Below are 21,998 nucleotides of genomic sequence, written 5' to 3'. Positions count from 1 at the left end.
TGTCACCTCCCATTTTTAATATATAATTATACATAGTTTACTGTAGAAAATCTTTTATGAACCCACCAAAGCATCATTATATCTCTTCTTTTGAACAATCATTTCGATTCTAATGAAAGAGGAAACCAATTACCGAAATCCTTCACACTCAAATTAGAAATGCTTAAGCATCTGCTGGGCATTAAAGGAGCCTTTTCACAGACGTTATCTTAGACGCCGTTTCCCCTCTTAGAGTTTCCTACCTTCTATCTCTGAATTACAAAAGTTTGCAAATCAATTATGCCTCGGCATAATTGCGTCCGGAATCGGCTTTGTGCATTCACAAAGAACTCCTTGCCGATTTCCGTGACATCCGCCTTAGGCTTTAATTTATTTCAGCGGGTGTTTGTACACCCGCTGAAATAAATTAAAAGTGCATGTCAGAACATTGTCCAACATGCACAAGCTTCTTTATAGCTCTCTAAAGCAAGCAGTCAATGCATCCTTTATCGTTTCCACACCAACTACCTCAATACCTTGCGGGAAATCCCATCCACCGATATTCGAAGCCGGTATGAAGACCCGTTTAAATCCGAGCTTTGCTGCCTCAATCACACGTTGTTCAATACGAGATACACGACGCACCTCGCCTGTCAAACCTACTTCCCCAATCAAGCAGTCCGTTGCTCTGACAGCTTGATCCTTAAAACTTGAAACGATGCTTGTTAACACAGCTAAATCAATTGCAGGTTCATCAAGCTTCACGCCGCCAGCAACTTTAATATATGCATCCTGAGCCTGTAGCATGAGGCCCATTCTCTTTTCAAGAACGGCCATAAGCAGTTGTACACGGTTTTGATCGACACCTGTTGCCATTCGTTTCGGATAATTAAAGCTTGTTGGTGTTACAAGTGACTGAATTTCAACTAGAATTGGCCGTGTACCTTCCATTGAGGCTACGATTGTTGACCCTGCCGCTCCCTGTGAACGCTCCTGTAAGAACAACTCAGACGGGTTTAACACTTCCTTTAAGCCCCCCTGGAGCATTTCAAAGATAGCAATTTCATTCGTAGAGCCAAAACGGTTTTTTTGACTGCGTAAAATACGGTGATTATGATGGCGTTCTCCTTCAAAATACAATACTGTATCAACCATATGCTCCAAAATACGTGGTCCTGCAATTTGTCCCTCTTTTGTTACATGTCCAACTAAGAAAATTGCAATTCCTTTCGTTTTTGCAATCCGCATAAGTTCTGCTGTACATTCACGCACTTGTGATACACTACCAGGTGCACTCGTTACTTCCGGATGAAAAACAGTTTGAATAGAATCGACAATAACAAACTTTGGCTGCACATCGTCAATGGTCTGATTTAAAAACTCTAAATTCGTCTCAGAATAGATATACAGCTCTTGTGATACCACTCCTAAACGTTCTGCACGTAGCTTTGTTTGACGGATGGATTCCTCACCAGAAATATAGAGCACACGATGCCCTTTATTCGATAGCAATGCAGATACTTGTAATAACAACGTCGACTTCCCAATCCCAGGATCTCCCCCAATTAACACAAGAGAACCCGGCACGATGCCTCCACCTAACACTCGGTTAAGCTCACCCATTTCTGTTGCAACTCGTGATTCCTCAGCAGCTTCAATCTGCATAATAGGGAGAGCCTTTTGGGTAACCGTAGCAGAATGTTGGAATGCCCCACGTGGCCCTTTCGCGACGACCTCCACCTCTTCAACCATCTTATTCCATTCCCCACACCCTGGACATCTTCCCATCCATTTTGCAGATTCATAGCCACAGCTTGAGCATACAAATTTTGTTTTTTTCTTTGCCAAATTGCATCCACCTCGAATATTTGTTCTTATATTTATTATTGTACATAAAAAAAGACAGCTTGGCACTTAAAGCCTCGCTGTCCTTTTTAAATAAACATTTAACGGGCAGAGGGGAGATGGAGAAGCCCCCCACAGATGAAGATTATTTAGAAGTAGAAACTTCCTCTTTTTTCTTCACAACAAACTCATCATTTACGTAATCAATGATAACTTGGTTGCCCTTCTCTACATTGCCTTTCAGCAGTTCTTCCGATAATCGGTCTTCTACTTGTTTTTGCAATGAACGACGTAGTGGACGAGCACCGTATTGAGGATCGTAGCCTTCCTCAGCAATTTTCTCGAGTGCCGAATCCGTTAACTCTAACGAAATGTCTTGCTCTTTTAGACGTTTTGTTAAAGCATTCGCCATCATTGCTACGATTTCTTTTAAATGTTCTTTTTCTAGTGAGTGGAAGACAATCATTTCATCGATACGGTTTAAGAACTCTGGACGGAATGCTTTTTTCAATTCCTCAAGCATTGTACCCTTCATATCTTTATACTTCGTATCAGTACTACCTACATTGAAACCAAGGTTTTTACGATATTTTAAAGCATCTGCACCAACGTTTGATGTCATAATAACAACTGTATTGCGGAAATCTACTACTCGACCTTTAGAATCTGTTAAACGGCCATCTTCAAGTACTTGAAGTAAGATATTGAAAACATCTGGATGAGCCTTCTCAATTTCATCTAGTAATACTACTGAATACGGTTTACGACGAACCTTTTCTGTTAGTTGACCGCCATCATCAAAGCCTACATAGCCTGGAGGTGAACCAACTAAACGTGAAGTCGAATGTTTTTCCATGTACTCAGACATATCAACGCGAATCATTGCGTCCTCATCACCAAACATAACCTCAGCTAGTGCTCTAGCAAGCTCTGTTTTACCAACCCCTGTAGGGCCTAAGAAAATAAATGAGCCAATTGGTCGTTTCGGATCTTTCAAACCAGCTCTTGCACGACGTATTGCGCGAGAAATTGCCTCTACCGCTTCTCCTTGACCTACAACTCGTTTGTGTAACTCTTCTTCAAGTTGTAATAACTTAGAAGATTCTTCTGAAGCAATTTTTGAAACTGGAATTCCAGTCCACATAGATACTACCGCTGCTACATCATCTACTGTAACTTTTGACTCAGCTTTACCCTGTTCTTCCTTCCAATTTTTTCTCGTAGTTTCAATTTCATCTTTTAGCTTTTGCTCTGTATCTCTTAATGACGCTGCTTTTTCAAATTCTTGACCTGAGACAGCAGCATTCTTTTCAGAGCGCACATTTTCAAGCTTATCTTCAAGTGCCTTTAAGTTTGGTGGCACTGCGAATGAACGTAAGCGTACTTTAGAACCCGCTTCATCGATTAAGTCAATCGCCTTATCTGGTAAGAAACGATCAGAAATATATCGATCACTCATTTTTGCTGCCGCTTCAATTGCTTCATCTGTGATTTTCACACGGTGATGTGCTTCATAACGATCACGTAAACCTTGAATAATTTGAATCGCTTCTTCTACAGTTGGCTCATCAACTTGAATTGGTTGGAAACGACGCTCTAATGCCGCATCCTTCTCAATATATTTGCGATACTCATCTAAAGTTGTTGCACCAATACATTGAAGCTCGCCACGGGCTAAAGATGGTTTTAAAATATTCGACGCATCAATGGCACCTTCCGCACCACCTGCACCGATTAATGTATGCAATTCATCGATGAATAAAATAACATTTCCTGCTTGGCGAATTTCATCCATTACTTTTTTCAAGCGATCCTCGAATTCACCACGATATTTTGTTCCAGCAACAACTGTCCCCATATCAAGTGTCATAACACGTTTATCACGGAGAATTTCTGGCACTTCATTATTAATGATTTGCTGTGCTAAGCCTTCAGCAATAGCTGTTTTACCAACACCTGGCTCCCCAATTAATACAGGGTTATTTTTTGTACGACGTGACAGAACCTCAATAACACGTGTAATTTCTTTGCTTCGACCAATGACTGGATCTAAAGTGCCTTCACGAGCAATTTGCGTTAAATCACGCGCAAGGCTATCTAATGTTGGCGTATTGGCAGCCTGTGCAGCTTGTTGACCAGATTGAGCATTATCGTTATTGCCTAATAACAATAGCACTTGCTGACGAGCCTTATTCAATCCGACACCAGCATTATTTAATACACGGGCCGCTATACCTTCACCTTCACGAATAAGCGCTAATAGTAAATGCTCTGTGCCGATATAGGAATGACCTAATTTACGTGATTCATCAACAGATAGTTCTATTACCTTTTTAGCTCGAGGTGTGTAGTGGACAATCGGACCAACATCCTCTTTACCTTTCCCTACAAGCTCTTCAATACCTGCTTCAATCATTTGAGGACTAATATCAATGGCTTCTAATGCTTTTGCAGCAATACCGCCACCTTCACGGATAAGGCCTAATAGAATATGCTCTGTTCCAATTGATTCGTGTTTCCAATGAATTGCCTCTTCTTGTGCAAGCTGTAATACTTTTTGCGCGCGTTGTGTAAAACGATTAAACATCAAATGAATCCTCTCCTTTTCCCCGAATAATAGGCTTACTCATATTTTCTCGAGATAGTGCCTCACGAAGCATTTCCGCTCGTACGCGATCTCGCTCAGTAGGTGGCAAAACGTCACCTGCGTAATTCTGTAAAAATCCAGGTTGCATACTAACTACACATTCGTTTAATTTAGTCGCTTTAATACCTTCAATTAACTGTAAATCTACCCCTAAACGAACATTAGATAAACAGGTAGCAGCCTCCTCACTCGTTAAAATTCGAGCATGAGTTAATGTCCCTAAAGCACGGTATACACGGTCTTCTAAGGCAAGCTCTGCTTTTTCCATTAACTTACCTCTTGCATGCCGTTCTTTTTGAATTATTTTTTCAGCGACACTTTGGATATCGGCTAAAATATCATCCTCTGTTTTTCCTAGTGTAATCTGATTTGACACTTGGTAAACATTCCCTATATTTTCGCTACCCTCCCCATATATTCCTCTTACGGTCATTCCTAATCGTGTCATTGCATTAATGATTTGATTCATCTGACCCGTAAGTGTAAGGGCCGGCAGGTGCATCATGACAGATGCTCGTAAACCAGTACCAATATTTGTTGGACAACTTGTTAAATAACCAAATGTATCTCGAAATGCGTAAGGCAATGCTTTCTCTAGGGTACGATCAATTTTATTAGCTTGCTCGTATGCCTTTTGAAGTTGAAAACTCGCTGTCATACATTGAATGCGTAAATGGTCTTCTTCGTTCACCATAATGCTAGTTGATTCGTCATCAGATAAGAGCATGGAGCCAACTCGCTCTTTTTTTACAAGCTGAGGACTAATCAAGTGCTTTTCCACAAGTATTTGACGCTGTAAAGACGTTAAGTCTTTAATAGCAAAATATGAATAATTTTCTCGAAGTTCTGTACTATCCTTAATTGCATGTGTAACTGCCTGTTCCACCTGTAATGCTTCATCCTCTGTAAAGGCTAATGGAAAACGATAACCATCTAAATTTCGCGCAAGGCGGATGCGTGTACTTATGACAATATCTGAATAATCGTCCTCTACACTCATCCATATTGGTGTAGCACGCTCTAAAAACGACTCAATCATCACGACACATCACCACCTTCAAATTGTAGCTGTTTCTCAAGTTCCTTCGCTTCATCACGAAGCTTTGCTGCATCTTCAAATTGTTCTTCATCTACAGCAATTTTCATACGTTTACGAATATCTTCAATTTGCTTTTTGATGACATGAACATTGTTTCGAGCACCGGGCATTTTCCCTATATGTTGAGGGCCAGCCTGAATACGGTTAAAGAGCTTCGGCAAATGCTCGCTAAAGGTGTCATAGCAGCTAGGGCATCCAAATTTACCTTCTTTTAAAAATTGTTTATAGGTAAATCCACATTGTGGGCAAGTTTGCGGTTGTGGTGGTGCCTGCTGTTTTTCACCCACTTGTTGTTGCTGCCATGTAGGGGAGCCAAACCAATTAGATAATAGCTGTTGAATAGATACTGGCTCTTGCTTAAATTCAGCATGAAATGGATGGAACTGCGAGGCGCAGACGTCACAATAATGATGCTCCACTTTTTGGCCACTTTGAACTTGTGTTACGGTAACTGTCGCATTACGCTGCTTGCAATGTTCGCATATCATTTCCATCACCTCTTTTATTTTTGCTGTTCATATTTAATCGTTGTTAGCATCGCTCGTAAAATTTTTGCTCGAATGTTATCCCGTAACGGGAGTTGCAAATCGATAGTTGAGCGATCAACTGCTGCTAACATTATTTTCGCTTCTCGCTTTGAAATTACCTGCTCATCAATTAGTCGATACACTAAATCTTCTGCCATTATTTGCGATGCCCCACCTTCTATTTGCCTGAGGACATCATCGATTAAATCAATTTGTGAATTCGCGCGGACACGTAAAATTCGAATGTATCCACCACCACCACGTTTGCTTTCAACAAGGTAACCTCGTTCGGCAGTAAATCTTGTATTGATTACATAATTTATTTGTGAGGGCACGCATTGAAATTTATCTGCGATTTCACTACGTTTTATTTCAATATGCCCTTCTCCACCTAATTCAAGTACTTGCTTTAAGTAGCCTTCTATGATGTCTGATATATTACGCATTTTAGGAATACACCTCGCTTACTCCACTGACTTTGACTATCTTTGACTTTCTTTGAGTATATTATACAAAACGCTTGAAAATAATTGCAATTAATTCGCACATAGAAAAATTAAAGTGCCCTGTCCTTAGTTATAAGATACCCGTTTCAGCAATAGAAAAAACGCAAGCATATGCAACTAGCATATACTTGCGTCTATAAAAATTATACCCATCGACCAACAATTGGATAACGCCAAGGCTCATCAGATAAAGCCTTCACAATACCAATAATTGGCGCAATAAAATACATAATACCAAATACAATCAAGAACGGTATCCCAATGAGTAGGACGCTGAAAATACCCGAAATTGTAAGTAACACTATCATCACAACTTGGAACAATAAAGCTTGCACAGAGAGACTCTTTACCTCTTCATCCGAGCCAATTAAGAAAAATATAATTGGTACTAACCATGGCGCAAAAAACGCACTTGCGTGTATGATTACCTTAGACCATTTAGTTTCCATTTATATCAACCCTTCCATTTGATTTTTTATTTTATGTACTACTATTTACGGACCTACTCCTTAAATAGTTTCAAATATAAATTGGATTTTAAAAATTTTTTTGAAAGGCATGTGATACCCGATGGAATTTAATAACAAACTTGCAAACGAATACGAAAAAGGTATTCGTCGCACGCTCCCAAGCTATGATGCAATGCTACGTTTGACACAAACCTTTTACCAATCTGCGTTACATGAAAAAGCTGAATTTTTAGTAGTTGGCTCCGGAAGCGGCAATGAAATTTTACAGCTCGCTGAGAAAAGACCTCATTGGTCATTTGTTGGCTTAGATCCGTCAGAATCGATGCTGCAAATAGCTAGTGAACGTTTAAAATCTCTACCTAATAATATTTCTTTATATCAAGGAACTATACTGGACACTCAGCTACCTACAGAGAAGTTTGATGCAGCAAGCTGTTTATTAGTGCTTCATTTCATACAAGATGATCAAGAGAAGCTTGCAACATTAAAAGAAATAGCGAATAATTTAAAGCCCGGTGCTCCATTTGTCCTCGTCTCAAAATACGGGCAACCTGGTTCCATAGAAACTGAGCTACAATTTGATCTATGGCGTGCTTATTGGCTACAACATACAAAGCTATCACCATCAGACGTAGCGGAAATGGAGAAATCCATACGTTCTCTTTCATTTATGCGTGAAGAGGACATTTTATCACTATTACAGCAGGCAGGCTTTACAAAACCATCTAGGTTCTTTGCTACGACTTTATTTGGTGGTTGGATATGTTATAAAGAAAGTTTCTTTTGAAGATATATACACCTGTTAGGATAGAATGAACAGGATTGAGGTGAATGCTGTGATACGCACAATTGGAATTACAAAAGATCAAAAGCTTATAAAGGATTTTCCGCTTGAAGATATATACAAAAACGAATTTGAATGGTACTGGGTCGACTTTAATTGTCCGACCGATGAGGAAGAACTACTGTTAGATACATTTTTCCACTTTCATCCACTCGCTATAGAAGATTGTTTAATGCGTTTACAGCGGCCAAAGCTCGATTTTTATGATGATTTCCATTTCTTTGTTATCCAAAGAGTTAACGAAGAATTAACAGCTGAGGAAGTAAACATTTTTGTTTCTAATAAATTTATTGTCACATTTCATAAAAACGGAGCTCCGGAAATAGATCGAGTACAAATGATGTTAGAAAAACAGCCAAAGAATTGGGAACGCGGCACAGTATATTTAACATACCAGGTAATCGATAAAATCGTTGATAGCTATTTCCCGCTTGTCTATAAGATTGAGGATCATTTAAATGCACTAGAAGATGAGCTTACTTATCAAAGTAACCCCAATGCTATGAAAGTTGTGTTTGAATTCCGTAGTGATTTGCTTGATCTACGACGCACCATTTTACCAATGCGCGATCTATTATATCGTATCCTTAACTCTTACCGATTTTCACTAAAGAAATCAGAGCGAGCTTATTTCGGAGATATTTACGATCATCTACTTAAACTCACCGAAATGATCGAATCCAACCGTGAGCTCACGGCGGATATGCGTGATAGTTATATGGCGATGAGCTCTAGTCGCATGAATGGCATCATGATGACCTTAACAATTGTTTCAACAATCTTTATTCCTCTGACATTTATTGCTGGTGTTTATGGAATGAATTTTGACTATATGCCAGAGCTACACGGGAAATTTAGCTACTTTATTGTACTCGGAATTATGATTCTTATCGTTTTATTTATGTTGGGAGTCTTTAAACTTAAAGGATGGTTCGGTTTATTTAAATCTTAAAATGATAGTTTATTGCTAATAACTCCTTTGGGACCAACATCACAGATCGAAGCCAAGCAATCAGCCAGCTATTCTTTTGTCGACAAGCTAAAGGCACCTTAGAGATTTTTCTAAGGTGCCTTTTTACTGTCAGTAAGGGCCACGATCATCAATTTTATCTTCGCCTTGCTGTGGAAATAAAAAGTAAGCGAGTACCCCAGATACTAATGTTGCACAGACAGTAATTAATAGTTGATCTAAGTCTGGTACTTCAGCATAGTAGTTTCGTAACATGTAAACCGATCCAATTGCTACAATTACCATAACCGGAATAACAAATTTGAAACGTTTCTTTTCCATGTAATACCTCCCCAAAACTATTGTTACGTTCAACCTAAACAGTTCGTATTTTACAGGTTTCCTATTTCAAATTCAATTTACCTATTACCTTTTTAATAGTCTATTTCATGTCTTTTAATCGACAGTCATCTATAATACCTATAAAAAAATAAAGAAATAAAGTAAAATTTTAACCAAATTTACTACAAAAAATAGTAGAATAGACTAAATACCATATATTTCGAAAAATTAACAGACTAAGCAATTCGATTTTTTATATACTTACTATGCATTTATAAAGAATGGAGCAAACGACAATGAGTTGGTTTACAAAAAAGAACGATTCTAGCTACTCAATTACATTAGCACCTGAAAATTATAAGCACAATGTACAATTGGATGTATCAAATCATCCAAGACTTCTAAAACAGTTGCAGCTTTTAGATTTAACAATTGAGGATTTAGCCATCATTAAACAACTACAGCCTTTAGCTAAGGATTTAGTTCCTGAAATGGTGGATCAATTTTATGCAGCCATTAGTTTGAGCCAAGATTTGTTAGATATTATAAACAGAACGTCACAAATCGATCGTTTAAAAGTTACTTTACATAAGCACTTGAGTGACATTTTTGAAAGTCATATTAATGACTCTTATATTGATGAACGGAAGGCAATCGCCGAAGTCCATGTTCGAATTGGTCTACAATCGAAGTGGTATATCGCCTCATTCCAGTCATTAACAACGACATTTACACGCTTTACAAATGAGTTAGATTTATCGAAACATGATGCCATACGTGCTATCAATGCCTTCTGCAAAATCATTAACTTCGAGCAGCAGCTTGTAATCGAAGCCTATGAAAAAGAAGAGGAACGCATTCGAGCAGCAGCTGATGACACAAAACATGCACTTGTTACGACCATTCAAAAAACGGCAGAGGAACTCAATGGGATTAGTGAAGAAACAGCAGCTTCTTTATTAGTCATTTCTTCTCAAACGGACGATATCGCAGTAGCTACTAAGCAAGGCTTAACCTTCGTTGCTGATACACAGGAAAAATCCAGACGCGGACAGCAGCAGCTACAAGATCAAAATGATTTAATACAGGTTATTTTGCAAAGTGTAAACAGTCTCGAAGTTACGATGAACCAGTTACGCACATCTTCTCAAAAAATATCAGAGATTGTAGGGCTAGTTACAGGGATTGCCGATCAAACTAACTTATTAGCATTGAACGCTTCTATCGAGGCAGCTCGTGCAGGTGAGCATGGTAAAGGTTTTGCTGTTGTAGCAGAGGAAGTCCGGAAGCTTGCAGAAGAAACAAAAAATGCTGTACAAAATGTTTCTCATCTCATTAAAGAAACAGAAAGTAATATTACAACAATGTCGAATTCAGTTATTAACGTTGATCAAAAGATTCAACATAGCGTAGATACTCAAAACAGTTTATCTAAATCATTTAATGATATCGCCGATGCTGTTTCTGGAATTCAACAGCAGTATGTAAATACATCAAGAGATATTTCAGCAATCTCTAACCTGATTACTGAACTGTCACAAGGAGCTACACTAGTCTCTTCTTCTTCCGATTCACTTATTAATGTGGTAAATGAGTTAAAAATGTAAGCACGAAAAAGGGAAATTGACAGTATTCGTCAATTTCCCTTTTCACTGTTAATGCGGTAATTCCCGTTTTTGTTTACGATGTTCTCGTCTTGCAGGGCCGGTTTCAAACAGACGTTTTTCTGCATCTGTTTCAGGATAAATTGCAGGAACTGGCTTAGGTTTACCGTCATCATCAACTGCAACCATCGTTACAAAAGATTCCGTCGTTAATTTTTCCTCACGAGTTTCAATGTTTCGTGAAATAACTCGAACGTAAACTTCCATTGAAGAACGTCCAGTTGACGAAACAATACTTTCAATTTCTAAAATATCCCCTACATGTGCTGCCGATAAAAAATCAACCGAATCAATAGAGGCTGTAACTACATGCCCTTTCGCATGCTTCATTGCCGTAATAGCAGCAATTTCATCAATATAAGCTAACACTCTTCCACCGAAAATGGAGTTGTGATTATTTGTATCTGGCGGTAATACGAGACGCGTTTGAACAGTACGTGACTGGCCCATCGGTATTGCGTTGTTTGTCATAGTTCTTGCAACTTCCCTTCATGAATGTTCTTTCGTCATCGTATCGTAGAAAAAGAGTTGATGCAAATTAGAAAGATTTTTTCATCGTTATAAATTTCATATCTGTCATTTCCTCAATTGCCCACTTAATACCTTCGCGTCCGTAACCACTCATTTTTACGCCACCGTATGGCATATTATCAACCCTAAATGTCGGAATATCATTAATAATAACAGCACCTGCCTGTATTTCATCAGCTGCACGTAATGCATCAGGTAACACATTCGTGTAAATTCCAGCATTTAGGCCAAGTTCCGACTCATTCACTAGTCGAATAGCGTCATCTAATGTTTCATATGAAACAATTGAGACGATTGGCGCGAATGTTTCCTGACAAACAATTTTCATATCCGCCGTCACATTCGTCATAACAGTTGGCGTTAAAGCACGTTCTGTGAATGTCCCTCCTGTTGCAACTACCGCACCTTGTGACTTTGCTTCCTCAATCCACTGACGAATACGTTCAACTTCTTTTGGATTAATCATTGCACTAACATCAGTATTTGTATCTAGCGGATCACCTACCACTAATTTTTCTGTCTCAGCTACAAACGCCTTTGTAAATTCATCAATTATAGATGCGTGTACATAAATACGTTGTAAAGAGATACAAACTTGGCCAGCAAAATTAAAGGCACCGCCGACACAACGCGAAATAATTTTATCAATTGGTGTCGATGGCTCGACAATTACTGCAGCATTGGAACCAAGCTCTAAAGTAACTTTACGCAAGCCTACTTTTTCTTTAATGCCCAATCCAACCTTACCACTTCCCGTGAATGTCACCTTTTTCACAAGTGGGTGGGTCACAAGTGTATCACTTAGCTCCCCTCCGCTACCTGTAATAATTTGAAGCGCACCATTAGGTAGACCCGCTTGCTGGAAAATTTCCGCCATCACGATAGAACTTAATGGTGTTTGCGTAGCTGGCTTTAAGACAACCGTATTTCCAACTGCAAAAGCAGGACCTAATTTATGTGCCACTAAATTAAATGGAAAGTTAAATGGTGTAATGGCTGAAATTACACCTAGAGGTTCTCGTTTTGTCCAGCCGATACGATCTCCTGCCCCGGGTGCAGCATCCATCGGTACCGTTTCACCCTTTGCTTGCTTAGCACCCTCCGCTGCAAATTGATAGGTTGCTATTGTACGTTCTATTTCAGTTAAACCTGCCGATATTGGCTTACCTGCCTCTAAGGCCAAAATTTCCGCTAACTCCTCTTTCCGCTGGCGCATGATGTCGACCACTTTATATAATATTTCGGCACGTTCGTAGGCTGTTGTCTTTTTAAACGTTTGGAATGCCTCCTGTGCACCTTCTATTGCTTGCTCAACGTCAGAAATCGACGCCTTAGCTACCTTTGCAATAACCTCACCACTATAGGGCGATCTCAACTCATATGTTTCCTTTGCGTTCTGCCACTGGCCATTCATCCAAAGCTTTGTTTCCTTCATCCTTCAAATGCACCTCCAAAAATCAAGTTCTTCTTTATTTTATCACGAAGAACTTGATGCTACAGCTGCTGCACCCACTGCCGCGAACATCGCTGCTTGCTGTGCTTGAATCAATAATTCAATAGATGACATGATCGTCATTGATAAGGATTGTTGCACCTGCGCCATATCATAAATAGCAATTTGAATGGCCATAAATAACACAAATTCACGATGCCATTTTAGAAGTTTCATACCCTTTAACTCATGATATAAATCAACAATCTGTTGAAGCTGTGCTTGATTCACTTCAAGGATTGCTAAAAAGCCAAGTAAAGGATAGTGCATCGTCTTGACCTTTACATCCTGATTCTTTAGTGTGTCACGGATTGTCACAACACTTGGCACTAGTTTCTTATCATATTGAGCTGATAAGAAAGTCAGTACTTGCGATAGCCATTGAAGCTCATTACCCGCATTAAAATTATACGTACGTAATTCTTTATAATAACGATTCATTGTTTCCGCACGTAGCTCAACATCATCAGAGGGGCTGCTTAACAATACTGCATAAGGAATATCATCGTATGACGTTAAAAACTTATGATGTTTACGGATTGCATCAAATAATGCACGTGCTGCCTGTGCATGTGCACGCTTCTCACTGTCCTCTTCAGTTAAAAACTGTGCACCAATAAAACTAAAGTTCCCACTTCTAAATTTTGCTTCCTTCATTATATTAACGTTATTCAGTAAACTTTTTACTGCTTGTTCTGTATCTTCTTGCTCCAATAAATTTGCAGCAATACTATAACCTACCGTTGTTCTTAACGGAGATGTCCATGAAGTTTGCTTTTTCATTTCTTGTAATACTTCTTTATATTTAACAGAATCAAAAGGTTTTCCAGATGCCACATATTTGCTAGCTATGGCTAACACAATTTTACGATCCACTGTCCGTCCAACAGCCTTTGAGACATCCTCCACCATATTTGTAAACTGATTTTCAATCATAACAAAATCCATGTTTAACACGCTCCTTTTCCATATTTACGTAATTAAACAAAAAAGGATTCATCCATTTTGGCTCATCGTCATAACGAGCTTTGTAGCTGCCGCTTTGCTTTCGCTACAAAAAACATTTGTTGCTGTCGCTTCGTTTTCGCGCAGATAAAACATTTGTTGCTGTCGCTTCGCTCCAGGGTCCCGGCCAGCAGATGTTTTTTGCGCGAAAGCGTAGCGGCAGCGGCAACAGCACCGATGCTGGTCACGAGGGCGTTATCACAGGACGTGATGGTTTTAGCCTTCGTTCCTCTATTGCTGATCCCCAAGGAGTCGCCCAGCCGTAACGAAGATCAACATTTATACATGGTATACGTTTTTACAAATGTCATACCCACCTTTTAGTAGCGAATCCCCATTTTGCAACAATTAACCTATAAAGCGTTAACGGAATTTATGTGTTACTCAATACGAGTAGTTTAATGGAAATAATTAAAATTGAATGGAGGGGCTGACACTGTTTGAAATGACCAATAGAAAGTAGATCGATTACGATTATTTTTGAGATTACGCAACTCTCCAAGAAATATAGCCTTACACACATTCTCCCAGAAAAATTAACATAAAAAAACAGCGGCAATACTTTTTGCCGCTGTCACTAAAGCTTTAAATTAACCCTAATTCCTTTAACTCCTCTGTTGAAAAGGCTCTTGATCTTGTTAAGAATCGTTTACCTTCAACGCCTTCAAGTGAAAACATACCGCCTCTACCATCGACAACGTCCAAGATTATTTGTGTATGCTTCCAATAGTCATATTGATTTTTATGCATATAGAAGGGAGCACCACTAATCTCTCCTAGGCAAACATCTTGATCACCTAATAGTAAGTCGCCCTCTGGATAACACATTGGCGAAGAGCCGTCGCAGCATCCACCTGATTGATGAAATATAACGGGACCATGCTTTTCTTTCAATAATTCGATTAGTGCTAGCGCTTCTTCTGTTGCTATAACACGCTCAACCACGCTCATGCACCTCCTTATTGATTAGAAGAAACCAAGTTTGTTTTCACTATAGCTAACTAATAGGTTTTTCGTTTGTTGGTAGTGAGCTAACATCATCTTATGGTTTTCACGACCAACACCCGACATTTTATAGCCACCGAACGCTGCATGTGCAGGGTAAGCATGGTAGCAGTTTGTCCAAACACGTCCTGCTTGAATACCTCGACCGAAGCGATAAGCTGTATTCATATCACGTGTCCATACACCTGCACCTAAACCATATAATGTGTCATTCGCAATTTCTAACGCTTCTTCTTTTGTTTTGAATGTTGTTACAGCAACAACTGGTCCGAAAATTTCTTCTTGGAAAATACGCATTTTATTGTGTCCTTTGAAGACAGTTGGCTTAATGTAGTAACCATTTTCAAAGCCTGATCCTACATTATTTTTCTCTCCTCCAATTAGACATTCGGCACCTTCTTGCTTACCAATATCTAAGTAAGAAAGGATTTTTTCCATTTGCTCACTTGAAGCTTGCGCACCCATCATCGTATTCGGATCAAGTGGATTCCCAACTTTAATCGCTTCAACACGCTGTAGAACACGCTCCATAAATTTATCGTAAATAGATTCTTGTATTAATGCACGAGAAGGACATGTACATACTTCACCTTGGTTTAATGCGAATAATACAAAGCCTTCAACTGCTTTATCTAAAAAGGCATCATCTTCGTCCATAATATCCTCAAAGAAGATGTTTGGCGATTTGCCGCCCAATTCTAATGTAACGGGAATAAGATTTTGTGAAGCATATTGCATAATTAAGCGACCTGTCGTTGTCTCACCAGTAAAGGCAATTTTACCGATGCGTGGATTCGATGCCAGCGGCTTCCCTGCCTCTAAGCCAAAGCCATTGACAACATTTAGTACACCTGATGGCAATAAATCTTCTATTAATTCAACGAGCACCATAATCGAAGTTGGTGTTTGCTCTGCAGGTTTTAACACTACACAGTTTCCAGCTGCAAGTGCAGGTGCTAGCTTCCAAACAGCCATTAATAACGGGAAGTTCCAAGGGATAATTTGACCTACTACCCCAATTGGCTCATGGAAATGATAAGCGACAGTATCATTATCGATTTGGCTTACTGCGCCTTCTTGTGCACGTAAAGCTCCCGCAAAATAACGGAAATGATCAATTGCAAGAGGGATATCTGCATTTAATGTTTCACGTACCGCTTTTCCGTTATCCCATGTTTCGGCAACGGCTAGCTTTTCTAAGTTTTGTTCTATGCGGTCCGCAATTTTAAGTAAAATGTTTGCACGCTCTGTTGCGGATGTTTTCCCCCATGCATCTTTTGCGGCATGTGCTGCATCAAGTGCAAGTTCAATATCCTCAGCAGTAGAACGAGCTACTTGTGTAAAAACTTGTCCAGTAACAGGTGTAACATTGTCAAAGTATTGTCCTTTCACTGGGGGTGTCCATTCTCCACCAATGTAATTATCATATTTCTCTTTGAATTGAACTACCGATCCTTCAGTGTTTGGAAATGCATAAACCATTTTACTTCTCCCCTTTACACAAAATAATGAGAAAATAATCTACAAATATCGTCATTTTTTATCGAAATAACAATATTTTCATAGATACCCTCTTACACAATATATTGTCAGAAACGAAAAATAATTTCAACTTTTTCAAATTTTTTTAGATTAATATTAAAATCTTTTTATTGAATAAGAAAATAGGCTGGTATGAAAGCATAAGGAACGAAGTATGAGCGACGGGGTTGCCCACGAAAATCGTTTTCCTGGAGTGAGTTATATTTGGTAGAAAAGCTTCTAGGATTCACGGTGTGACCAACTATAATGTATACTTAAAAATAATATAAATGTATAGGAGAACAGTATGCGCATTAATAAATATTTGAGTGAAACAGGCATCGTATCTCGTCGCGGTGCGGATAAATGGGTAGAAGAAGGTAAAGTAACAATTAATGGTGAACTTGCTACAGTCGGTAGTCAAGTAGAAGCTGGTGATCTGGTTTGTGTTGATGGAAAAGAGGTAAAGAAAGAAGAACAGCTCGTATATATTGCCTTAAACAAACCAGTAGGAATTACAAGTACAACGGAACGTCATATAAAAGGAAATGTCGTTGATTTTGTCAATCACCCTCTTCGCATTTTCCATATTGGACGACTAGATAAAGAGTCAGAAGGGCTATTATTACTGACAAATGATGGTGACATCGTCAATAAAATTTTACGTGCCGAAAACCATCACGAAAAAGAATATATCGTACAAGTCGATCAACCTATTACGGAGCAATTCATCAAAAAAATGGGAGCAGGTGTAGATATTTTAGATACTACAACCCTACCTTGTTATGTTGAAAAAATATCTGATAAAGTCTTTAAAATCATTTTAGAGCAAGGTTTAAATCGTCAAATACGTCGTATGTGTTCAGCACTTGGCTACTCCGTTAAGCGCCTACAACGCATTCGTATTATGAATATTAAACTTGGCAATTTAAAAGTTGGACAGTGGCGTGATTTAACAGATAAAGAACGGACAGAACTATTCAGACTACTTAAATACACACCAAAATAAAGCACTTTAAGGGGATAGAACTATGCTGTCAATTCAAAGTACTGTGCAGTTAACTGGAGCACGTGTTAGCGGGGATTTTTGGGATTTAGATGAGCTTATTAATGCTATTTACAAAATAACTGGTGATGAAAACAAGTATTATGATTATCAAGGAGCGCGCCTTCGCATTCTTAGTGTTTGTTATAATCTACGCCAAGCCGCCAAGGGGGAGCATCAGCTTGAGTTTGTTAGCAACGGACTCAATAAAAGTGTTTTGACACAGCATGAACTAATTTTCCCAAACAAAAATGTTTATTTCGCAGCAGAGATTCTTTGGCCAGAGCTGATCTTTACTGCTATCGCTTTAAACGATTTCATTCGCCTACATCAGGAGCTAATTGATTCTTCTGATTGGAGTATTGACGTTGCCGCCATTCGTAAATTCCAGGCAGCGGTTGCTAATTGTTTAGAGCAGGAGCTTAATGAAGAAGAATACTTAGTATTTTTAAGAATGCTGCACACTAAAAGTCCATTAACATTCCGTTATGCAACACAGTACGTCGATGTTTTGAACTTAGAGTATATTCAATTAAGCTTGGAGGAACGTAAAGCTCATTTAGCAGCATTTGCTCTCCGATTAATGTTAGAAGACGATGAATATGTAATGCTAAAATCACAACTCATGGAAGCGGCGATTACTACAAAAAAATCGTTACATGAAATCGAAATTAAAGCTAAATATCCTGAAACTATTTTGTGGTAAATAGGAAGCGCCGTCTCAACTACTTTTGAGACGGCTACTTTTATTCTAATCAATTATACTTTGGCATAATAGTACCCCGAGGCTTTAACTTATTTCAGCATGCTGAAATAAGTTAAATTTTCGTGTAAGCCATTTTTCGGATAACTTCCTCGTGCTGTGGATAGTCGGCTAAAAGCTCTTCTTGTGTAAATAATTCGAAGTCTTCAAAATCAAAGCCTGGTGCAACCATACAGCCTACTAAACTAAATGCATCTGCATCCTCTACGGATGAGCCAAATATAGTATTTTTCGGTACTGCTATTTGTGGTACCTCCCCTGCCTCAACATTTAATCCAAGCTTCTTCGCCTCATATGTACCATCTGGGAAAATCATATGGACTGTTAGCGGACTGCCAGCATGATAATACCAAAGCTCGTCCGATTTTAAACGATGCAAATGCGATATATCCTGTGAACGAAGTAAGAAATAAATACTCGTATAAATTGGTCTCTGTACATCTCTTACAGCCATATCCTCAGCTGCTCGAAACGAGGATATGTAATACCCTCCCTCAGGATGCTCTGCTAAATTTAATTTCTCAATAAAATATTGTGCTGAATACTTCATAAAACATCACTCCTTTCGTCCACATTACCAAATAATAAACGACGAATGCTACTGCTATTTCGTCGATTTGATCATTCTACTTCGATTTGGCCGTTCTTTCCGTCACCTTGGCTGCTCTTTCCGTCGCTCTAGTCTTTCCATCCGTCGCTTTGACTTCTTTCCGTCACTTTGATCATTCCATCCGTCGTTTTGCCCCTTCTTTCCGTCACCTTGACCGCTCTATCCGTCGCTTTGACTTCTTTCTGTCGCTTTGATCATTCCATCCGTCGCTTTGGCTTTTCTTTCCGTCGCTTTGAATTCTTTCCGTCACTTTGATCATTCCATCCGTCGTTTTGCCCCTTCTTTCCGTCACCTTGGCTTTTCTTTCCGTCGCTCTAGTCTTTCTTTTCGTCGCTTTGAATTCTTTCCGTCACTTTGATCATTCCTTCCGTCGTTTTGCCCTTTCTTTCCGTCACCTTGACTGTTCTATCCGTCGCTCTAGTCTTTCCATCCGTCGCTTTGACTTCTTTCCGTCACTTTGATCATTCCATCCGTCGTTTTGCCCTTTCTTTCCGTCACCTTGACCGCTCTATCCGTCGCTCTAGCCTTTCTATCCGTCGCTTTGACTTCTTTCTGTCGCTTTGCCCTTTCTTTCCGTCACCTTGACTGTTCTATCCGTCGTTTTGCCCCTTCTTTCCGTCGCCTTAGCCTTTCTATCCTTCACTTTAACTGGTCTATCCGTCTTTTTTACTCCCTTCGCTCATAAAAAAAACGCCTCGAAAATTGAGACGTCTTCTCCCTCTATAAACCGCCTAAATAAGCAGCCTTTACTTGTTCACTCTCTTGAAGCTCTTTTGCTGTACCTGATAATACTATACGTCCTGTTTCAAGTACGTACGCACGATTTGCTACTGATAAAGCCATATTGGCATTTTGCTCAACAAGTAATACGGTTGTACCTTCTTTGTTAACTTGCTCAATAATATTAAAAATATTTTTTACCATGAGTGGCGCAAGTCCCATTGAAGGCTCATCCATTAATAACAACTTCGGTTTTGCCATTAATGCACGCCCCATCGCTAGCATCTGTTGCTCACCACCAGATAATGTACCTGATTGCTGTTTACGGCGCTCCAAAAGACGTGGGAATAATTCATACACATGCTCTAGATCTTTTTTGATGCCTGCTTTATCGTTACGGAGATATGCTCCAAGCTCTAAGTTTTCTTCAACGGACATATTGGCAAAAACACGGCGCCCCTCTGGAACATGTGAAATGCCTGATTTTACAATTGTCTGTGCAGCTTTCCCTGCGATAGAGAAGCCTTCATATTCAATGATGCCACCCTTTGGTTTTAATAAGCCTGACAATGTTTTTAATAATGTACTTTTACCAGCACCATTTGCACCGATTAACGTTACAATTTCACCCTCATTTACTTCTAAAGAGAGGCCCTTTAATGCTTGAATGTTACCGTAAAATACATCTATATTTTGTACTTTTAGCATTAGCTGATAACCTCCTCGCCAAGGTAAGCTTCAATTACCTTTGGATTATTGCGAATTTCTTCTGGTGTCCCATCAGCGATTAATTGACCGTGATCGAGCACGTATATACGTTCACAAATCCCCATAACTAAGCTCATATCATGCTCAATTAAAAGAATTGTTAAGCCAAATTCTTTACGAATAAACGCTATTAATTCCATTAAATCATGCGTCTCCTGCGGGTTCATCCCTGCTGCAGGCTCATCTAGTAAAAGTAGCTTAGGTTTCGCAGCTAGAGCACGAGCAATTTCTAATCGGCGTTGCATCCCATAAGGTAAATTTTTCGCAAGCTCATCCTTATAAACATCTAAGCCAAAGATTTTTAGAAATTCAATAGATTGATGCTCCATTTCTGCCTCACCTTTAAAATGATTCGGCAAGCGGAAAATGGAAGACCACATGGAATGCTTTGCAAGTGAATGGTTCGCTACCTTAACATTATCTAAAACAGATAGCTCTTTAAATAAACGAATATTTTGGAATGTACGGCTAATACCTTTTTGTGTTACTTGATATGGTGCAAGCCCATTTAACTTTACACTGTCAAATGTAATCGTGCCCTCAGTTGGCTTATACACCCCAGTAAGCATGTTAAAGCTCGTTGTTTTACCAGCACCGTTAGGCCCTATAAGACCTACTAGTTCTCCTTGATGTAGGTACATATTAACGCCCTGTACCGCCTTTAAACCACCGAATTGAATGCCCATGTTTTCAACATTGATAAGAAGGTTTCCAGTCATTATTTTGTACCTCCTTTTTTACCAAACTTAAATAAATCCGTAACTTCTTTTGTTCCCATCAAACCTGTTGGACGGTACAGCATTACGACTATTAATACTAAACTGTAAATAATCATACGTGTTTCTGGGAAGTTTGCTAGATATGCTGAGACGACTGTTAAGAAAACCGCAGCTATGACAGATCCTGAAAGACTTCCTAAGCCACCAAGAACTACATAGATTAAAATATCAAATGATTTTAAGAAACCGAAAGTTGTCGGTTGAATAATGTAAAAATTATGTGCAAAGATGGCCCCTGCAAGACCGGCGAAGAAGGAACCAATTGCGAAAGCTACAACTTTATAGTAAGTTGTGTTAATACCCATTGCATCTGCCGCAATTTCGTCCTCGCGAATCGAAATACATGCGCGTCCATGACGAGAGTTCGTAAAGTTCGAGATTACTAAAATTGTTAGAACAACACCTATGAATGCATAAGTCCAATTCGATAAATATTCAACCTGCATCCCTGCTGCGCCACCAACATAATCCGTATTTAAAAAGATAATACGAATAATTTCCGCAAAACCGAGCGTTGCAATTGCTAAATAGTCCCCCTTTAAACGTAACGTCGGGATACCTACAATTAAACCGGCTACTGCTGCTGCAAGTGCCCCTAAGAAAATTGCTAATGGGAACGGAAGCATTAATTTAGTTGTGATGATGGCAGAAATATATGCCCCTACCGCTAGGAAGCCTGCATGCCCTATCGAGAATTGACCAGTAATACCAATGACAATGTGCAAGCTGACCGCAAGCATGATGTTAATACACATTGTGATCAACATATTTTGATAGTAAATATCGAGAAAGTTCGTTGAAATAAGCACCTGTACAACTGCATAGATGACTAGCGCTAATACGGCATAACCCCAAAAAACTTTAGACTTTTTCATAATCACCGCTCA

21 protein-coding genes are annotated in these 21,998 nt (G+C 39.2%); 5 read left to right on the top strand and 16 right to left on the bottom strand.

What is annotated here, in order from left to right; genetic code table 11:
* Positions 1–450: 450 nt before the first annotated feature.
* From radA to ACIQ7T_RS09530, 6 genes are all read right to left on the bottom strand, one after another.
* On the bottom strand, positions 451–1,827 hold the full coding sequence (gene radA, locus ACIQ7T_RS09555; protein WP_370077761.1) for a DNA repair protein RadA: 1,377 nt from the start codon (positions 1,825–1,827) through the stop codon (positions 451–453).
* Between the two features lie 142 nt (positions 1,828–1,969).
* The gene (locus ACIQ7T_RS09550) at positions 1,970–4,414 is read right to left on the bottom strand and encodes an ATP-dependent Clp protease ATP-binding subunit (RefSeq protein WP_370077763.1); all 2,445 of its coding nucleotides are present in this window, start codon (positions 4,412–4,414) and stop codon (positions 1,970–1,972) included.
* Positions 4,404–5,513, bottom strand: coding sequence for a protein-arginine kinase McsB (gene mcsB / locus ACIQ7T_RS09545; protein WP_370077765.1), 1,110 nt, complete (start codon positions 5,511–5,513; stop codon positions 4,404–4,406). The genes ACIQ7T_RS09550 and mcsB overlap by 11 nt, the downstream gene beginning before the upstream one ends.
* Positions 5,510–6,058, bottom strand: a complete 549-nt coding sequence (locus ACIQ7T_RS09540) for a UvrB/UvrC motif-containing protein (RefSeq protein WP_370077767.1) — start codon at positions 6,056–6,058, stop codon at positions 5,510–5,512. Before ACIQ7T_RS09540 ends, mcsB begins: the two co-directional genes overlap by 4 nt.
* A gap of 14 nt (positions 6,059–6,072) precedes the next feature.
* Positions 6,073–6,543, bottom strand: coding sequence for a CtsR family transcriptional regulator (locus tag ACIQ7T_RS09535; RefSeq protein WP_049662772.1), 471 nt, complete (start codon positions 6,541–6,543; stop codon positions 6,073–6,075).
* 203 nt (positions 6,544–6,746) lie between these two features.
* On the bottom strand, positions 6,747–7,052 hold the full coding sequence (locus ACIQ7T_RS09530; RefSeq protein ID WP_370077769.1) for a magnetosome magnetite crystal formation protein family: 306 nt from the start codon (positions 7,050–7,052) through the stop codon (positions 6,747–6,749).
* A gap of 121 nt (positions 7,053–7,173) precedes the next feature.
* Between ACIQ7T_RS09530 and ACIQ7T_RS09525 the strand changes: the two genes are divergently transcribed.
* Positions 7,174–7,860 carry a class I SAM-dependent methyltransferase gene (locus ACIQ7T_RS09525; protein ID WP_370077771.1) on the top strand — a complete coding sequence of 229 codons (687 nt, stop codon included), beginning with the start codon at positions 7,174–7,176 and terminating at the stop codon, positions 7,858–7,860.
* A 49-nt stretch (positions 7,861–7,909) separates the two neighbouring features.
* The gene (gene corA, locus ACIQ7T_RS09520; protein WP_370077773.1) at positions 7,910–8,869 is read left to right on the top strand and encodes a magnesium/cobalt transporter CorA; all 960 of its coding nucleotides are present in this window, start codon (positions 7,910–7,912) and stop codon (positions 8,867–8,869) included.
* 129 nt (positions 8,870–8,998) lie between these two features.
* On the opposite strand, the gene ACIQ7T_RS09515 is transcribed toward corA, so the two are convergent.
* Entirely contained in the window at positions 8,999–9,208 is a 210-nt protein-coding gene (locus tag ACIQ7T_RS09515; RefSeq protein WP_370077775.1) for a hypothetical protein, read from the bottom strand.
* A 296-nt stretch (positions 9,209–9,504) separates the two neighbouring features.
* Between ACIQ7T_RS09515 and ACIQ7T_RS09510 the strand changes: the two genes are divergently transcribed.
* Positions 9,505–10,815, top strand: coding sequence for a protoglobin domain-containing protein (locus ACIQ7T_RS09510; RefSeq protein WP_370077777.1), 1,311 nt, complete (start codon positions 9,505–9,507; stop codon positions 10,813–10,815).
* Between the two features lie 48 nt (positions 10,816–10,863).
* On the opposite strand, the gene ACIQ7T_RS09505 is transcribed toward ACIQ7T_RS09510, so the two are convergent.
* From ACIQ7T_RS09505 to adh, 5 genes are all read right to left on the bottom strand, one after another.
* Entirely contained in the window at positions 10,864–11,343 is a 480-nt protein-coding gene (locus ACIQ7T_RS09505) for an acyl-CoA thioesterase (RefSeq protein WP_053482846.1), read from the bottom strand.
* A 67-nt stretch (positions 11,344–11,410) separates the two neighbouring features.
* Positions 11,411–12,838 carry an aldehyde dehydrogenase family protein gene (locus tag ACIQ7T_RS09500; RefSeq protein WP_370077779.1) on the bottom strand — a complete coding sequence of 476 codons (1,428 nt, stop codon included), beginning with the start codon at positions 12,836–12,838 and terminating at the stop codon, positions 11,411–11,413.
* Positions 12,839–12,880: 42 nt separating this feature from the next.
* Complete coding sequence (locus tag ACIQ7T_RS09495) at positions 12,881–13,843, bottom strand: DUF4003 family protein (protein WP_370077781.1); 963 nt, start codon at positions 13,841–13,843, stop codon at positions 12,881–12,883.
* Positions 13,844–14,485: 642 nt separating this feature from the next.
* Positions 14,486–14,845, bottom strand: coding sequence for a DUF779 domain-containing protein (locus ACIQ7T_RS09490; protein WP_370077782.1), 360 nt, complete (start codon positions 14,843–14,845; stop codon positions 14,486–14,488).
* Positions 14,846–14,866: 21 nt separating this feature from the next.
* Positions 14,867–16,387, bottom strand: coding sequence for an aldehyde dehydrogenase (adh, locus tag ACIQ7T_RS09485; RefSeq protein ID WP_370077783.1), 1,521 nt, complete (start codon positions 16,385–16,387; stop codon positions 14,867–14,869).
* A gap of 346 nt (positions 16,388–16,733) precedes the next feature.
* Between adh and rluF the strand changes: the two genes are divergently transcribed.
* Both rluF and ACIQ7T_RS09475 read left to right on the top strand, forming a co-directional pair.
* Positions 16,734–17,435 carry a 23S rRNA pseudouridine(2604) synthase RluF gene (rluF, locus tag ACIQ7T_RS09480; RefSeq protein WP_370077784.1) on the top strand — a complete coding sequence of 234 codons (702 nt, stop codon included), beginning with the start codon at positions 16,734–16,736 and terminating at the stop codon, positions 17,433–17,435.
* 22 nt (positions 17,436–17,457) lie between these two features.
* Positions 17,458–18,177 (top strand): DUF6904 family protein, encoded by a 720-nt coding sequence (locus tag ACIQ7T_RS09475; RefSeq protein ID WP_370077785.1) that lies wholly within the window; start codon positions 17,458–17,460, stop codon positions 18,175–18,177.
* Positions 18,178–18,289: 112 nt separating this feature from the next.
* Here the strand turns inward: ACIQ7T_RS09475 and ACIQ7T_RS09470 are convergent, their stop codons facing one another.
* The 4 genes from ACIQ7T_RS09470 to ACIQ7T_RS09455 all read right to left on the bottom strand — a co-directional run bounded on the left by ACIQ7T_RS09470 (position 18,290) and on the right by ACIQ7T_RS09455 (position 21,986).
* A complete protein-coding gene (locus ACIQ7T_RS09470; protein ID WP_370077786.1) occupies positions 18,290–18,784 on the bottom strand; it encodes a cupin domain-containing protein in 495 nt (164 codons plus the stop codon).
* Between the two features lie 780 nt (positions 18,785–19,564).
* On the bottom strand, positions 19,565–20,272 hold the full coding sequence (locus ACIQ7T_RS09465) for an ABC transporter ATP-binding protein (RefSeq protein ID WP_248717509.1): 708 nt from the start codon (positions 20,270–20,272) through the stop codon (positions 19,565–19,567).
* Positions 20,272–21,051 carry an ABC transporter ATP-binding protein gene (locus ACIQ7T_RS09460; protein WP_370077790.1) on the bottom strand — a complete coding sequence of 260 codons (780 nt, stop codon included), beginning with the start codon at positions 21,049–21,051 and terminating at the stop codon, positions 20,272–20,274. The genes ACIQ7T_RS09465 and ACIQ7T_RS09460 overlap by 1 nt, the downstream gene beginning before the upstream one ends.
* The gene (locus ACIQ7T_RS09455) at positions 21,051–21,986 is read right to left on the bottom strand and encodes a branched-chain amino acid ABC transporter permease (RefSeq protein ID WP_142509935.1); all 936 of its coding nucleotides are present in this window, start codon (positions 21,984–21,986) and stop codon (positions 21,051–21,053) included. Before ACIQ7T_RS09455 ends, ACIQ7T_RS09460 begins: the two co-directional genes overlap by 1 nt.
* Positions 21,987–21,998 lie beyond the last annotated feature (12 nt).

The sequence above is a fragment of the Lysinibacillus sp. NPDC096212 genome (assembly GCF_044763105.1).
Classification (GTDB): Bacteria; Bacillota; Bacilli; order Bacillales_A; family Planococcaceae; genus Lysinibacillus.
The sequence above is the reverse complement of the archived record's forward strand: the minus strand, read 5'-3'. Positions and strand labels throughout refer to the sequence as shown.

What these genes read in the sequence shown, in the direction of transcription:
- ACIQ7T_RS09540 (WP_370077767.1), bottom strand. Translation starts at nt 6,058, where the DNA reads ATGATATGCGAACATTGCAAGCAGCGTAATGCGACAGTTACCGTAACA.
- ACIQ7T_RS09535 (WP_049662772.1), bottom strand. Translation starts at nt 6,543, where the DNA reads ATGCGTAATATATCAGACATCATAGAAGGCTACTTAAAGCAAGTACTT.
- ACIQ7T_RS09530 (WP_370077769.1), bottom strand. Translation starts at nt 7,052, where the DNA reads ATGGAAACTAAATGGTCTAAGGTAATCATACACGCAAGTGCGTTTTTT.
- ACIQ7T_RS09525 (WP_370077771.1), top strand. Translation starts at nt 7,174, where the DNA reads ATGGAATTTAATAACAAACTTGCAAACGAATACGAAAAAGGTATTCGT.
- ACIQ7T_RS09515 (WP_370077775.1), bottom strand. Translation starts at nt 9,208, where the DNA reads ATGGAAAAGAAACGTTTCAAATTTGTTATTCCGGTTATGGTAATTGTA.
- ACIQ7T_RS09510 (WP_370077777.1), top strand. Translation starts at nt 9,505, where the DNA reads ATGAGTTGGTTTACAAAAAAGAACGATTCTAGCTACTCAATTACATTA.
- ACIQ7T_RS09505 (WP_053482846.1), bottom strand. Translation starts at nt 11,343, where the DNA reads ATGACAAACAACGCAATACCGATGGGCCAGTCACGTACTGTTCAAACG.
- ACIQ7T_RS09500 (WP_370077779.1), bottom strand. Translation starts at nt 12,838, where the DNA reads ATGAAGGAAACAAAGCTTTGGATGAATGGCCAGTGGCAGAACGCAAAG.
- ACIQ7T_RS09495 (WP_370077781.1), bottom strand. Translation starts at nt 13,843, where the DNA reads ATGGATTTTGTTATGATTGAAAATCAGTTTACAAATATGGTGGAGGAT.
- adh (WP_370077783.1), bottom strand. Translation starts at nt 16,387, where the DNA reads ATGGTTTATGCATTTCCAAACACTGAAGGATCGGTAGTTCAATTCAAA.
- rluF (WP_370077784.1), top strand. Translation starts at nt 16,734, where the DNA reads ATGCGCATTAATAAATATTTGAGTGAAACAGGCATCGTATCTCGTCGC.
- ACIQ7T_RS09475 (WP_370077785.1), top strand. Translation starts at nt 17,458, where the DNA reads ATGCTGTCAATTCAAAGTACTGTGCAGTTAACTGGAGCACGTGTTAGC.
- ACIQ7T_RS09470 (WP_370077786.1), bottom strand. Translation starts at nt 18,784, where the DNA reads ATGAAGTATTCAGCACAATATTTTATTGAGAAATTAAATTTAGCAGAG.
- ACIQ7T_RS09465 (WP_248717509.1), bottom strand. Translation starts at nt 20,272, where the DNA reads ATGCTAAAAGTACAAAATATAGATGTATTTTACGGTAACATTCAAGCA.
- ACIQ7T_RS09460 (WP_370077790.1), bottom strand. Translation starts at nt 21,051, where the DNA reads ATGACTGGAAACCTTCTTATCAATGTTGAAAACATGGGCATTCAATTC.
- ACIQ7T_RS09455 (WP_142509935.1), bottom strand. Translation starts at nt 21,986, where the DNA reads ATGAAAAAGTCTAAAGTTTTTTGGGGTTATGCCGTATTAGCGCTAGTC.